The organism is Lysinibacillus sp. NPDC056959 (genome assembly GCF_042674095.1).
Classification (GTDB): domain Bacteria; phylum Bacillota; class Bacilli; order Bacillales_A; family Planococcaceae; genus Lysinibacillus; species Lysinibacillus zambalensis.
The window spans coordinates 39,831-54,042 of the sequence record NZ_JBHURE010000029.1 but is presented as its reverse complement, the minus strand read 5'-3'; the positions used below and the strand labels follow the sequence as shown (position 1 = coordinate 54,042).

Below are 14,212 nucleotides of genomic sequence, written 5' to 3'. Positions count from 1 at the left end.
CACACCCGTTCCCATACCGAACACGGAAGTTAAGCTCTTTAGCGCCGATGGTAGTTGGGGGCTTCCCCCTGTGAGAGTAGGACGTCGCTAGGCACTTGAAAAGTCGAGGATTTATTCCTCGGCTTTTTTTCTATGAAAATAAATATTCTTTTGGCCTGTGAGTATTCTTAAAAATAGAAGGAGAATCTGTAAAATTTACGTGTTTATGTACCAGACGCTTTGATTATAAAACGTGAAAAAGAGAGATGTATCGTATATTCGATACATCTCTTTTTTCTATATGTGCCCGGCTTGCGTATGAACTATAGGATAAAGCCCTGAACCGTGAAGGCAGAAGTAGTGGTTAGCTAGTAACAATGGTATCCATAACGTTACGGAATCTTAAGGAAGCTGGCGGCAAAGCACTGATCGAGAAACACAAAACTCATAGAAGGCTGCAATGATGGATGGTATGAAATTTCATGCGTTAGCGGGGGAGGTCTAATGGAAACGTAAGTACTTTATAACATATTTAGCGTTAGGTAGCTGAACCATCAAAAATCAGCAGTGGACATCGTACCATTCACTTCTAGAATGAAGAACAATTCAGAGAGAATAACCTTTGAATGGAGTTTTCTATGAAGAATACAGAAAATCCAGGATGGATCTACTAGGTAGAGGTAGTGTGATTCCCATGAGAAACATCGAGAGAATGCAGTAGAAAGAAGCATTTATCAAAATATGTTCAAAAGTGTGCAAAGATTGATTTGCATCTTTCCTCAGAAGGTTTAACCCTTAATAATCTTAATCATTAAGATAAAAGGATGTCCATTTTTGTTTTTCTGCAAAAATAGAAAATTTTAAGTTGATTCAACTGTCTTGGGCAAACAGAAATGACACCACCACTAGCTACTTAGGTCATAAGGTCGAGAAAAAGCTAACAGTAGAAGAGGGATAAAGGTGAAGTTATCGCTGCATGATGATGAACAAATTTTCAATAATACTCGTTTCAAACCTCTCGAACCAAATGCAAATCATTAAAACTCATTAATTTCAAGATTAACTTTTATCAATTTTTGCTAGAAAAGCAACAAAAGTTGATTTGTATCGTGTCGAAAAAGGCAATACAATTGGAATTTGTAGAAGATAAAGAGGGAAAAGATGTCTGTTTTCATTTTTTAATTCCTTCCAGATTTCATGATGGTATTTACGGAAGCTGCTTGCCCCTATTTACTGTATCCGCATTCTATGTGCTACGTAGATATAAAAAAACGCAATGGAATGTGACTGTAATCTATGAATAAAAGGACAATGTAAGTTGTAGCAATCGCTTCGATACTAAGTGAAATTAGTTTTTTAGGAAAGTATGTTTAATTCTGATTCGGAATGGGTACTAGATTCTTAGGACCTATAAAAAATCCATAAACCAGAGAAGTAACTTATTTAGGGATAATAATTTTAGGCGTGTAATTTACCGTATCCGCATTCTATGTGCTACGTAAATATAAATAATAATGTAAGGAGACTGAAATATAAAGACAATGTAAGTTGCGGAAATTGCCGTGTTACTAAGAGAAAATAGTTTTTTAGAAAAATATGTTTAATTCTGATTCGGAAAGGGTACTAGATTCTTAGTACCTAGAAAAAATCCTCAAACGGGAGAAGCATCTTATTTAGGGATAATAATTTTAGGCGTGTTATTTACCGTATCCGCATTCTATGTGATACGTAAATATAAAAAAACAAAATGGAAGGAGAATGTAATTAAAAAAACTTTGCAAATTGTAGCAATGGCCGCGGTACTATGTGGGATGTCTTTCTCACCATTATTTGCTTCCGCAGAAGAACCAGGTGAAATAGAAAAAAGTATCCAAATTTAGAGAAGCCAGTAAATCCAGAAGATCCGATAGATCCAGCACAGGGAACTGGAGGACCACTAAGCATTGATTTTGCATCAAGTCTCGATTTTGGTATTAATCCAATCTCGAACAAAGAAAAAACTTATTATGCGAATGCTCAAGAGTTACGTTCTGGTGAGAATAGTAAATATGTACTGAACTATGTGCAAATCTCAAATCATCTCGGATTAAATGGTGAATGGACATTAACCGTTAAACAAGAAGGTCAGTTTGCTAATGCTACAGCACAGCATAAAGAATTAATAGGTTCGCAAATCAAATTTGTTAATCCAACTGTCACAGGTAAAACAGAAGGAGTAACACCATCAACAGCTGCTAAAGAAATTACATTAGATCCAAAGGGAGCAGAGTCACTAGTCATGTCAGCAAAATCAACTGAAGGGGCTGGCCTTTGGGGGACAGTAGATGAGATGACGAAAGTTGAAGGTAAGAAAGTACAAAAAAACAAAGCTATTTCCCTTACTATTCCAGGGGAAACGTAACATGGAACTTATCGGATGTACCAGCTAATAATAATTAATAATAAAGGATGATTAAACGTGAAAATGAGTACTAATTTAAAAGCACTAGGTGTTGCAACAACAATGTTAACAGGTTTCGTATTAGGAGGAAGCGTCACTGCTTCTGCGGAAGAACCAGAATCAAAAGTTGGTGGGAGCTATGACTCGAATGCAATGATCCAATTTGAACCAGCTTCTGACATCATAACTCCGCCAACAGACCCAACTGATCCAGGTAAAGAAGATCCAAATACAGGTAAACCAGTGGAACCAGGTCCTGAAGATCCAACTTTACCAGAAGGAGAAGATCCAAAGCAAGGAACACCTGGTCCATTAAGTATTGACTATGCATCTAGCTTAGACTTTGGTACACAAAAAATTACTTCTACCAATCAATTTTACAAAGCGAAACCACAAAAATTTAGCAATCGTACTCCTGCAGAAGGCCCAAACTATGTACAAGTGACAGATGGTCGTGGTTCAGATGCAGGTTGGTCACTGCAAGTGAAACAGAACAGTCAATTCAAGAGCACTAAAGATAAGGTACTAACGGGTGCTGAAATTAGGTTTACAAATGGTCAGGTGAATACGGGTTCTGCATCTCCAAGCCCATCTATTTTCAAACCATCTTTTGAGTTAACTTTCAACGAAGATGGAACGGGTGTAGCTCAAACTATTATGTCTGCTAAAGCTGATGAAGGGTCTGGTACTTACGTATTAGCATTTGGTAATGACGTTACAGCAGCGGATAGTATTGAACTTTTTGTCCCAGGTTCAACTACAAAATATGCAGATAAATATAGTACGTCAATAACTTGGACGCTGACAGATGTACCTGGAATAGCTGAATAAACAGGACAATAATAAAATTTCCTGATGGGGGACTATTAAAAGTAAAAATAGGATCCTATCATTTTACTTCAATAGTTTGATAAACAGGTAAAAACCCGCGATGCCTCCTAATTCTATTTGCAACAAAGCATGAGTATGTGGGCGACAGGAGAATTATGCCTTCGTATATCCTGTTGCTCCATAAGCATAGCGGGTTTTTACCATATAAGAATATTTAATGACTTAGAAGACTTTTTGACAGTCTCTCTAAAGTAGTAAGGATGATAGAAATTATGAAAAAGAATACATTATTGACTATAATCGGAGTATTAATCGTTAACCTAGTATGGTTTACGCCATTTGCTTCTGCATCTAAATTTAATTTTGGTGTATATACCGTTATTCCAGATAACCAAATTGATACACAAAAATCTTATTTCAATTTGAAAATGGAGCCTAATCAAAAGCAAACATTAACGATTCAATTAAAAAATGAAACAGAATATGATGTCGTCATTGAGCCCGAAATTCATTCAGCTACAACGAACCTTAATGGTGTTGTAGAGTACGGCTCTACAACAGCTGAACGTGATTCTTCATTACCTTATGAGTTAGCAGATTTAATTAAAACTGAGAAGGAAATTACGATTCCGGCTAAGGGGAGTAAGGATTTAAAGTTAAATGTAACGATGCCTGAAGAAGAATTCGATGGGATTTTAGCGGGCGGTATTACATTAGAAGAGAAGAAAGCAGCGTCAAAGAATACCAAGGAAACAACTAAAGGTATAAGTATTGAAAATAAATATGCTTATGTAGTGGGAATTACCCTACAAGAAACTGATGAAATAGTGAAGCAAGATTTGCAATTACACGATGTTAAACCTGGACAATTGAATGCCCGTAATGTGATTAATGCTACGCTTCAAAATCCAACGGCAACGTATTTAAACAGTTTTGAGGTGGATGCGGAAGTTACGAAAAAAGGGAAAACAGAGGTGCTTTATGAATCGAAAAAACAAAACATGCAAATGGCGCCAAATTCGAATTTTGAGTATCCGATTGCACTAAATGGTGAAAAATTCAAATCTGGGGAGTATACGTTACATTTAAAGGCTAAGTCGAGCAAAGAATCATGGGAATTCGAGAAGGACTTTACCATTAAAGGGGAAGAAGTGAAGCAATTTAACGCAACAGATGTAACGATTGAAGGTCCGAATTATTTAGCTTATATGGTAGGGTTGCTAATTTTACTAGTAGTAGGGTTATTGTTGTATATATTTTATAGCAAGAAGAAGCAGAAAAAACAACAAAAAATGAATTAATTATATGGAATGATAAAAAATACGCCTTTGTACTGGAGTTATTTGTATCGGTTACATTGCTAACTTTTCGTTTTGGAAAAATCATACACCAATTTATGATTCTAATGCAAGGGTGGAGGCGTGTATCACGCTGACTATGACAAGCTTTTTATAGCGATTGGTTTTTTAACAAGTGAATCAATAAAAAATCAGATGAAGCATTTGTTAAAAAGAAAAAGTTAATTTGAAAAAATGAAAAGGACACAAAGTGATTAGTATGCGAGATTAGCTTCATTGTTTCATTATGAAGCTGCCTAACATGTAAGAAGGTCGGTGAAAAGAAAAAATGCGGAAAATAGTAATATCCATATTGGTTTTTGTCCTAGTCTTTTCCGAGCTTAATCTATTTGAAGCAGAATCAATTGTGGGTGATCCTACAGAGCTGGAAATTGAATGTGAGAAACAGTTAGAGTCTGATGAGGAAAATCTAGCAACTGAATGTAAGGAACCAGAGACTGAAAATGGAGAAAATCCAACAAGTGAAGGAGAGGGACAGCCAGAGACTGAAAATGGAGAAAATCTAACAACTGAAGGAGAGGGACAGCCAGAGACTGGAAATGGCGAAAATCCAACAAGTGAAGGAGAGGGACAGCCAGAGACTGGAAATGGCGAAAATCCAACAACTGAAGGAGAAGGACAGCCAGGGGCCGAAAATGGAGAAGATCCAGCAACTGAAGGAGAGGGACAGCCAGAGGCCGAAAATGGAGAAGATCCAATAACTGAAGGGGAAGAACAACCGGAATCAGGAAATGAAGAAGGTTTAGTACCTTTATGTGTGGAACAATCAGAGTTTGAAATAGAAGAGAATTCAACAACAGAAGGTGAGGAACAGCTGGAGTCTAATAGCGAAGAAGAGCTGACAACTGAAGATGGAGAACAGTTAGGATTTAATAGCGAAGAAGAGCTAGTAATTGAAGGAGAGGAACAGCTAGGGTCTAACAGTGAAGAAGAGCTAGCAAACAATGAAGAAAAGCCAGCGCCTAAATGTAATAGAGCTACAATAGCTGCGCGCGGTAAAGGAATACCTATTAGTAGTGTTGGTAAAATTGAGGATATTGATTTTTCGGCATTGGATGATTCTGAGAAAAACTTAGAAGAAGAAGGCTATACACGAATGACAGAAAATAGAGGTCTCGAAATCCCGAAAAGAAACGATGACGGCAGAACATATTACATGTATTTTGGAGACTTTTTCAATGACAGGACATATTTGTCGTTAAATACGAAGGACTCTTATAAAGGTAACAAGGACGACTGGGGCCGTCCATTATTGTCTACTCCGGATCAAACACTTAGCAGCTTAGTAAGCAGTAAGTCGTTTGTACATGCGGAAAATTTCCAAGTAGCGCTAGCTCTTAAAAACTGCATTGATAAAACTTGTCCTAATAATGTTGTCGCAACGTATTTTTATAGAAAAGGGAGACCTTCGATTCAGACGAGTCCTTACAATCAAGGGAATGGAATGATGATTGCTCATGGGGACAGACCAGACGATAGCGCACGATTTCAATCTACTTCCGGAATACCCCTTTTAAAACTATATAAAAATGAAACGACACATGAACTGATTGGTTATGCGGCTGTCATTAATGGTAGCTACCTAGATGGCTATGTAAGAATAAAAATGCGTCCCATGAATGCAAACGGGCGTATTACTGTAAGTATGAAATATTTGAAATTGAGCGATGAACATCCATACACAAATTTTGCTTATTCTGCACATATGGATATTGCTGGGCGGCATGACAAAAGTAAGATGTATTCGTTAGGAGATAATGAAGGGTTCTATTTTTATGAGACAAAATTGGCTGACGGTAAAGATTTCTTTCTTTATTTCTACCGTAAAGGTTATGAAAATCATCCAACTACGTTTAAGGGAAATAATGACCCGGCAAGGTACCCATTTAGTTATCAATTTTATAATAAATTGAATGCGGAGGGTACTGATGCCTCTGTCAAGGGTTTAATGAAGGAATTTACTATACACCCAGGTTGGGCATTAAGGTGGGATCCAGAAGAATTAGAGCCTGATACGGTCAGAGAAGCGAATTTAGAGATGGCATTAACTGATAACAACTTAGAAACGCTAGATATTAACTTAGATAATGATGACGAATATAAAGATGATGGTTATCATATTTCAGGAACATGGAACGGTAAGGGCAGTAAACGTATTCGTCTTTACTATACGGTAGATGGAAGCGAACCTATGCTAATCAGTGAGGATGAAAATGAGAATTTAGACACAGAGGTTCCGTGGGAGTATACGATTCCAAATAATGTGATGGAAAATGGATTAGATCACGAAATTACTGTATATATAATGGACGAATTTGATCAGAAATCTAATATCGAAACGATAAAAGTCCGCCCAGCATTAGACATTAAAGAACTAGTATTTAATCAAGATGGCAATGAGACAATAGAAGTTGCGCCAGGTGACACATTAAGCTATAAGATTTTAGTAGACTCTGGCTATAACCTAAAAGATACAGGCACATATGGTCAATTTACGATTACACAAAAATATGATACACATTTAGAACCACCAACAGACCTTAAAGTATTAGATGGAAGTGGTACAGCCACATACAATAGTTCTGCGATTGAAGTAAAACTCAAACCAGACTTGCCACGCTCTACGAAAGTAACAATTACTTTCAATGCTAAAGTGAAAGATGATGCGACAGAGGGAGAATATGTGGTAGGCCAAGGAACAGCAACAGGGAAATACAGTACAGATGATGTAGTCAATGGAACATCAAATGAAGTAAAAGTTAAAATTACTGGTGTGTTGACATTCGTTTCTGCGCCTCAAGTGATTGACTTTGGAAAAAAACTGGAGATTTCACCAAAAAATAAAAAGTATTATCCTATCCAGCTTGATACACCTTTAGCGGTACAAGATAATCGTTCGCTGTCGAGAAAACCTTCTTGGATGATGACAGCAAAACTAGAGCAGCCGCTAACAGGGGAAAAGACGGGTGCGACATTAGATAGCTTACATTACCGCTATGGTGAAAAGGTTTCAATCCTTACTGAAAAAGCTTCAGCAGAGATTTATAAAAAAGAAACAAAAAACAGGGAAGTAGTCGACATTTCTAATACGTGGAATCCAGACGGGGACGGGCTTTATTTAGAAGTAACAGCCGGAACCGCTAAGGCTGATGCTTATAAAGGAACGATAAGATGGGTACTTCAGGATGTACCGTTGAATGAATAAAATATTTTGGACAAGACTTCATAAGTTAAAATTAAATAATTCATATACATGAGATTGATTATTTACCAATCTCATGTTTTTTGTTTCAAGGATATGATTTGAACAAAAATTCTAGAAAAAACATTTACGTGAGTTATGGAACCTACTAATTTTTTTACACTAAAAATGTCTCAACTTATTTCAAATTGAAAAATATCTTGATTGATCATTGCATGAAAGTAGCTATCCATTTCTTTTGCCGAAACATCTTTTCTATTTTGTAACCACCATGCACTTAACGTTGTAATGACACCTGAGTGGAATTCGATAATTAACTCAGATGGTATCGTATGATTTTTACAAATTCGTTGTAATTCTTCATTCTCTTGTTTCTTCATTTCACGAGTTTGATAAGTCATAAAGTTGATAAATTGTTCGTCATCCATTTGAGACTCTAGTATTTTACCAATCTCTTTATGATGTAAGAATTGTTCTATCACTTGAAATGGCTTCGTTAATCGATCTAAAAGTGGTACTGTCAACGCTTCTTCTTGATTTTGTCCAAACCCAAAAGCTAATAATGCATTTTTATCCTCAAAATGTTGATAAAAAGTTGTTCGATGAACCATCGCACGATCACAAATTTGGTTAATAGTAATGGAACTATATTTCTGTTTCGATTGGGTCATTAATTCAAATAAAGATTCCCACAATAATTTATGTGTACGTCTAATACGTAAATCCAATTGCCCTTCATTCGATTTCATCTACACTTCTCCTAATCTGTAGTTTAATTATACAACTGTTGAAAATTGATTCTGCCTTTTTAATCTACACATGTATATTATATTACTTGTGATCTTTTGTATACACATGTATTAATAGTCAAGACGGTAGGAGGAAAGTTAATAAATGAATATGACGACTACTAGCTCTACAAGTAGCAAAGTTGATCTTTCTACTATTAGACATAAACCAATAATTATCGCATTAATGTTAGGTGCAATGGTCGCGCTTTTAAACGAAACATTACTTGGTAATGCTTTAACCGTACTAATGAGAGAATTTGATGTGACAGCTTCGACCATTCAATGGCTTTCTACAGCTTACATGTTAGTTGTGGGCGTTTTAGTACCGATCACAGCTTTACTTCAACAATGGCTTACAACAAGACAAATGTTTTTAACCGCCATGGTCACATTTTTAGTCGGTACATTGATTGCTGGGGTTGCACCGACATTTAGCGTTTTATTAATTGGTCGTATTGTCCAAGCAATCGCTACTGGATTAATCTCACCATTACTAATGAATACGATTTTAATTATTTGTCCACCTGAAAAACGCGGTGCCACAATGGGCTTAATCGCACTTGTGATGATGTCTGCTCCGGCAATTGGCCCGACATTATCGGGAATCATCGTTGATTCGCTTGGATGGCGCTGGTTATTCTACCTTGTTATACCTATAGCCATCATTTCAATTTCAATTGGAATGAAGTATCTTCAAAATGTCTCTGAGATAACACGACCAAAAGTGGATTATTTATCAATTCTTTTATCGACATTAGGTTTCGGTGGAATTGTGTATAGCTTTAGTTCTTCAGGTGATTTAGGATGGTCAGATCCGAAAGTGTATATCACTTTAATGATTGGGGTTATAGCGTTAGTCATTTTTGTTGTTCGTCAATTAAAAAAAGATCATCCAATTTTAGAACTACGCGCCTTTAAATTTCCAATGTTTGCTTTGTCAGTTGGGTTAATATTCATCGTCATGATGTCCCTGTTCTCAACGATGACATTATTACCGATGTTCTTACAAATGGTTTTACTTGTGACAGCCTATAAATCAGGGCTCATCATGCTACCAGGAAGTATTATTAGCGGCATCATGGGTCCGGTTGCAGGTTTACTATTTGATAAATTAAGCCCAAAGACTATTATCATCCCAGGTATTGGGCTAGTGGCCTTTGCGATGTGGCTATTCAGTGGTATTAACGCAGAAACGACATTAACACAAATTATTTTGATGCACAGTGTATTAATGGTTGGACTCATGTTTGTAATGACAGTACAAACATATGGGTTAAATCAATTGACACCAGAGCTTTATCCACACGGTACAGCGATCTTTAATACGTTATCGCAAGTAGCCGGCGCAATTGGAACAGCTATATTTATATCTAAAATGACAGCAAGTACAAATAAATACATGGAAAACTCGGCAAATCCAATGGATCCCGCTGAAAAGCTAAACGGATTAACATCTGGTTTCCAAGAGGCATTTACGCTTGGGTTAGTCTTTATAATTATCGCCCTTGTTGTATCGTTTTTCTTAAAAGGACGGAAAAAGAAAGTAAAGGCCACTCAACTTATAGAAAATTAAAAGGTTGTAAACGTTGTATTCGTGGGCGAATGAATATATTGCCACATTGGCGATGGAAACGGTCATTTTACAATTAGTTTATAAAATATGAAAAAGAGAGATGTATCGTATGTTTGATACATCTCTCTTTCTGTTTTTAGATAAGTGTAAAGAAAATGTTTTTTATTCTATTTATTGGTAAATTATACTGGAAGTCCCAAAGTTAATTGTGTAAGCTATCATTAGGAAACCGTTTATCATAAATTTGTAACTATCTTCATATAGTAATAGCAAGCCTATGAAAGGAGTCGTTATCATGCGCATGCCGGCACTACCTAAAAAGAAGTCTCCTCCAAGGGAAGCACCAAGGTCATGGTGGAAAGTTGTAAAAGCGTATTTATCCAGAGGCAGGTTTTACCGCATACCGCCTCGGAAATGATAGATGGGCATTGAATGTTCGATGCAAAAAAAGTCGCTATGAAGGTGACTTTTTTTACATCTGTTCATTTTCTAATAGAAAAGTATTTTTGGTTGGACCAATTAAATATAGCTCATGCATGGCTCGAGTGAGTGCCACATACAGTAGTTTTCGATCAACTTTTGTATCGTAGAAAGGTGTATCGAAGGCAGCTACGATCACAGCATCAAATTCAAGGCCTTTTGCTAAATGACTCGGCACAACGAGCAATAAATCCTGATTAATAGACTCGTCTTCAGTTAAAAGCTGAGAAGCAATTTTTTTGTCTTTTAATGCTTGCTGCATGGTAATCGCCTCTGCAGTCGTTTTACAAATTAAAGCAATGGAATGATGTCCATTGGCTCGAATGGCATCAAAAACCTCTTTAATTTGCAGGGCATCGAATGATGGAGCCTCTATATAGGTAGGGTCATTGCCATGACGAACTACTGGCTCTACTAATGGCAGCTGTTCATCCATTTGTGCTAAAACCTTATTCGCAACTTCCATAATTTCAATGGTCGTTCGATAGCTTTTTTGCAGTGTTCTAAAGCTTGCTCTAGGAAATAGATTTTGGACAGGTTCCCAGGCAGTAAGGGAACGATAGCTGTGAATCCCTTGTGCTAAATCACCGACCATCGTAAACATATCTGTCTCCAGTCCTGTTTTTAAAGCGGCAAGCTGAAATAAACTATAGTCCTGTACTTCATCGATGAAGACGACTTTCATTTTCCATTCATCAGGAATGCCCTTTAAGCGAGCTTGTAAATAATAAAGGGCAGCTAAATCTTCAAGCACCCATTGTTCTTTAGCATGTGCCTGTAAAAATTGCTGTTGCTCAAGATAATGCCATTCCGGTGCAAGCTCTGCTAATAGCTCAGCATTTGTTAGAAGGGAACGATAGAGAGTCTTGATGTTATGTTTGGAAAAGCGTCGCATATAAACAGTGGCTGTTGACTTTGCCTCTTTTTCAATGGCAGGAATGCGTTCATCACGCTCATCAATAAACTTCGTGACAACTCGACGACGTTTTTCATCATCACGGAATCCATCAAGTGCTTTGCCAAGTGCTGCATCATATTTTTTATGGAGCGTAATTAAAATAGCTTGTTTCTTTTGACGGGCATGACTTGCTAGCACTTTTTTAATATGTGCCAGTCGTTTTTCAATCGGCATATAAGAAAATTCATATAAAAATAGCTTCTTTAAATGGGAGGCACGCATAATGCAATATTTTTCAATGAATACATCCTCAAATTGGTTAGCAATTTCCTGCTCAATCTTTTGCACGTAGCGCTCGATGACATCACGATAATAAAGAGAGCCCTTCATTTCAGATATCCAAGAAGCTACCTGTTGGGGTTCACCTGCAACAAGCGATTCTAACTGCTCATTAGGGTTTTGGAGTTTCAGTTTTAGCTTAGTCGCAGCTAGAACGTAATCGGTAAAGGTTGTTTGACAAATTTTATCGACACCAAGCTCTGGCAAAACATCTCCAATATAATCGATAAACAACTTATTCGGTGCTAAAATCATGAGCTGCTCAGGGTTAAAATGCTCGCCCATTGTATAGAGGAAGTACGATATTCGGTGTAGGGCAATGGTTGTTTTCCCACTACCAGCAGCACCCTGTACGATAATCGGCTGACGAAGATGTGCTCGTATAATTTCATTTTGTTCTTTTTGAATGGTGGAGACGATTTCTGTCAAACGCACATCGGCTTTTCCAGCTAACGCTTCTTGCAGTAACTCATCGTTTGTCGTTAAATCAATATCCCGAATATCAAGCAATTCACCATCTTGGATTTTATATTGTCGCTTGGCAAATAGGTGTCCTTTATGGATTTCTCCACGAACATCATATTCCATATCCCCGAGGCGACCATCATAATAAACATTCGCTACCGGTGAACGCCAATCTACGATAATCGGCTCATGCGTTTCTCGATGAAACAAAGACGTTTTTCCGATATAAAGAAACTCTTCAGGATCTCCAGTCTTTTGAAAATGAATTCGAGCAAAGTATGGCTTTTTTTGAATAGCTTCTAAGCCTTCCTTTTGGTTCCGAGCCATTTCAAAAAAACGAGCATTTGCCAAAATATTATTGTAGCCCAAACTTGAATCTAAATAGTCAAGATCCGCCATCGACTTACGAATATTCTCCTGAGCAGATTGCAAACCTCTTTGCGATTCATTTAAAATTTGCTGCATGTAATTTTTAGTGTAAGCAAGCCGCTCCACTTCAGCCTGAAAATCTGGATGTTGTGCAGTCATTTTTTAGCACCTCCTAATTACTTATGATGTTTTAATAAAACTTTTTGAAGAGAAAAGTAGACCCTAGCTCAAAGCTGAATCCGGACGCAATGAGGCCTAGGTATAATTAATGTAGATTCTCATACTACTATATATAATATTTACCAGCAAGTGAAATTGTAATAGGCTTATTTAGGAAAGAACAAGAGAACTTGAATGATAGAAAATCGCCCCACCAACTAAAGGTGAGCGAACTAGGAGGTTATTAGATTGGAAATTTTTGCTCATAGAGGCATTTCGGCACATTATCCTGAAAATACGATGGCTGCTTTTACGGCCGCATCGAAGCTTCCGATTACAGGAATTGAGCTAGATGTTCATTTAACAGCAGATAGGGAGTTAGTCGTTATTCATGACGAAACAATCGACCGCACATCAAACGGCTCTGGCTACATCAAGGACTACACGCTACAAGAGCTTCGTGCATTTGATTTTGGCTCCTGGTTTTCAGCTGAATGTGAAGATGAAAGCATACCAACTCTAGGAGACGTATTAGAACTGTTTGCAGGCACAAATCACCGCATTAACATCGAGCTCAAAACCGACGTATTCCCATATGACGGGATAGAAGCCCTTGTGATTAGAGAGATTGCTGCCTATCAAATGACAGAAAGAGTGATTATATCCTCCTTCAATCATGAATCTATTCAGATGATCTCGCAAAGAGCGCCATATATCGAAAAAGCAGCGCTGTTTGCAGAAATCTTAGTAGACTTTACCAGCTATACAGCTCAAATCCCGGCAAACGCAATACACGTCAACTTACCAACAGCGTTTCGGAGATCTGTTCAAGAAGCTCTAAATGAAGGAACGACTGTCCGTGTATATACAGTAAATGACGTCGAGAACGCAAAACAATTACAGCAGCTCGGCGTACAGGGGATATTTACAGATGACCCGGAGAAGATCGTAGCTGCGTTGGTAGGGTAGGATGGCTGGAGCGTGGATTGGGTGGAGTGGCAGAAAGAAGAGCTAAGGTGAAGGAAAAAAGAGTCGAATTGAGAAGCCAAAGTTATTAGAACCAGTAAGGTGATGGATAGAACCGTTAAAATCGTGGATAGACTCGCTCAAATCGTGGATAGACTCGTCGAAGTCGTGGATAGAACAGCCCATATCGTGGATAGACTCGTCGAAGTCGTGGATAGAACAGCCCGAAACGTGGATAGAACCGTCAAATCGTGGATAGAACCGCTCATATCGTGGATAGACTCGTCGAAGTCGTGGATAGAACAGCCCAAAACGTGGATAGAACCGTCAAATCGTGGATAGACTCGCTCAAATCGTGGATA

General features: G+C 37.7%; 8 protein-coding genes, 1 rRNA gene and 1 pseudogene. 8 read left to right on the top strand and 2 right to left on the bottom strand.

The window, feature by feature from the left end; genetic code table 11:
* The 6 genes and pseudogenes from rrf to ACFTQ7_RS21970 all read left to right on the top strand — a co-directional run.
* Window positions 1-93, top strand: a 5S ribosomal RNA gene (rrf, locus tag ACFTQ7_RS21995); the annotation flags it as partial.
* Window positions 94-1,637: 1,544 nt separating this feature from the next.
* Window positions 1,638-1,859 (top strand): annotated as a pseudogene (locus ACFTQ7_RS21990) (hypothetical protein); the annotation flags it as partial.
* 26 nt (window positions 1,860-1,885) lie between these two features.
* The gene (locus tag ACFTQ7_RS21985; RefSeq protein WP_386831128.1) at window positions 1,886-2,380 is read left to right on the top strand and encodes a WxL domain-containing protein; all 495 of its coding nucleotides are present in this window, start codon (window positions 1,886-1,888) and stop codon (window positions 2,378-2,380) included.
* Window positions 2,381-2,443: 63 nt separating this feature from the next.
* Complete coding sequence (locus tag ACFTQ7_RS21980) at window positions 2,444-3,250, top strand: WxL domain-containing protein (protein WP_386831126.1); 807 nt, start codon at window positions 2,444-2,446, stop codon at window positions 3,248-3,250.
* A 272-nt stretch (window positions 3,251-3,522) separates the two neighbouring features.
* A complete protein-coding gene (locus ACFTQ7_RS21975; protein WP_386831122.1) occupies window positions 3,523-4,551 on the top strand; it encodes a WxLIP family cell surface protein in 1,029 nt (342 codons plus the stop codon).
* 403 nt (window positions 4,552-4,954) lie between these two features.
* Window positions 4,955-7,813, top strand: a complete 2,859-nt coding sequence (locus tag ACFTQ7_RS21970) for a hypothetical protein (RefSeq protein ID WP_386831120.1) — start codon at window positions 4,955-4,957, stop codon at window positions 7,811-7,813.
* Window positions 7,814-7,983: 170 nt separating this feature from the next.
* Here the strand turns inward: ACFTQ7_RS21970 and ACFTQ7_RS21965 are convergent, their stop codons facing one another.
* A complete protein-coding gene (locus ACFTQ7_RS21965) occupies window positions 7,984-8,559 on the bottom strand; it encodes a TetR/AcrR family transcriptional regulator (RefSeq protein ID WP_386831118.1) in 576 nt (191 codons plus the stop codon).
* Between the two features lie 145 nt (window positions 8,560-8,704).
* Here ACFTQ7_RS21965 and ACFTQ7_RS21960 point away from each other — a divergent pair, with 145 nt between their 5' ends.
* The gene (locus tag ACFTQ7_RS21960) at window positions 8,705-10,174 is read left to right on the top strand and encodes an MDR family MFS transporter (RefSeq protein ID WP_386831116.1); all 1,470 of its coding nucleotides are present in this window, start codon (window positions 8,705-8,707) and stop codon (window positions 10,172-10,174) included.
* 472 nt (window positions 10,175-10,646) lie between these two features.
* Here the strand turns inward: ACFTQ7_RS21960 and helD are convergent, their stop codons facing one another.
* Complete coding sequence (helD, locus tag ACFTQ7_RS21955; RefSeq protein ID WP_386831114.1) at window positions 10,647-12,884, bottom strand: RNA polymerase recycling motor HelD; 2,238 nt, start codon at window positions 12,882-12,884, stop codon at window positions 10,647-10,649.
* 249 nt (window positions 12,885-13,133) lie between these two features.
* Here helD and ACFTQ7_RS21950 point away from each other — a divergent pair, with 249 nt between their 5' ends.
* Window positions 13,134-13,853, top strand: a complete 720-nt coding sequence (locus tag ACFTQ7_RS21950) for a glycerophosphodiester phosphodiesterase (RefSeq protein ID WP_386831112.1) — start codon at window positions 13,134-13,136, stop codon at window positions 13,851-13,853.
* The last annotated feature ends 359 nt before the right edge of the window (window positions 13,854-14,212 follow it).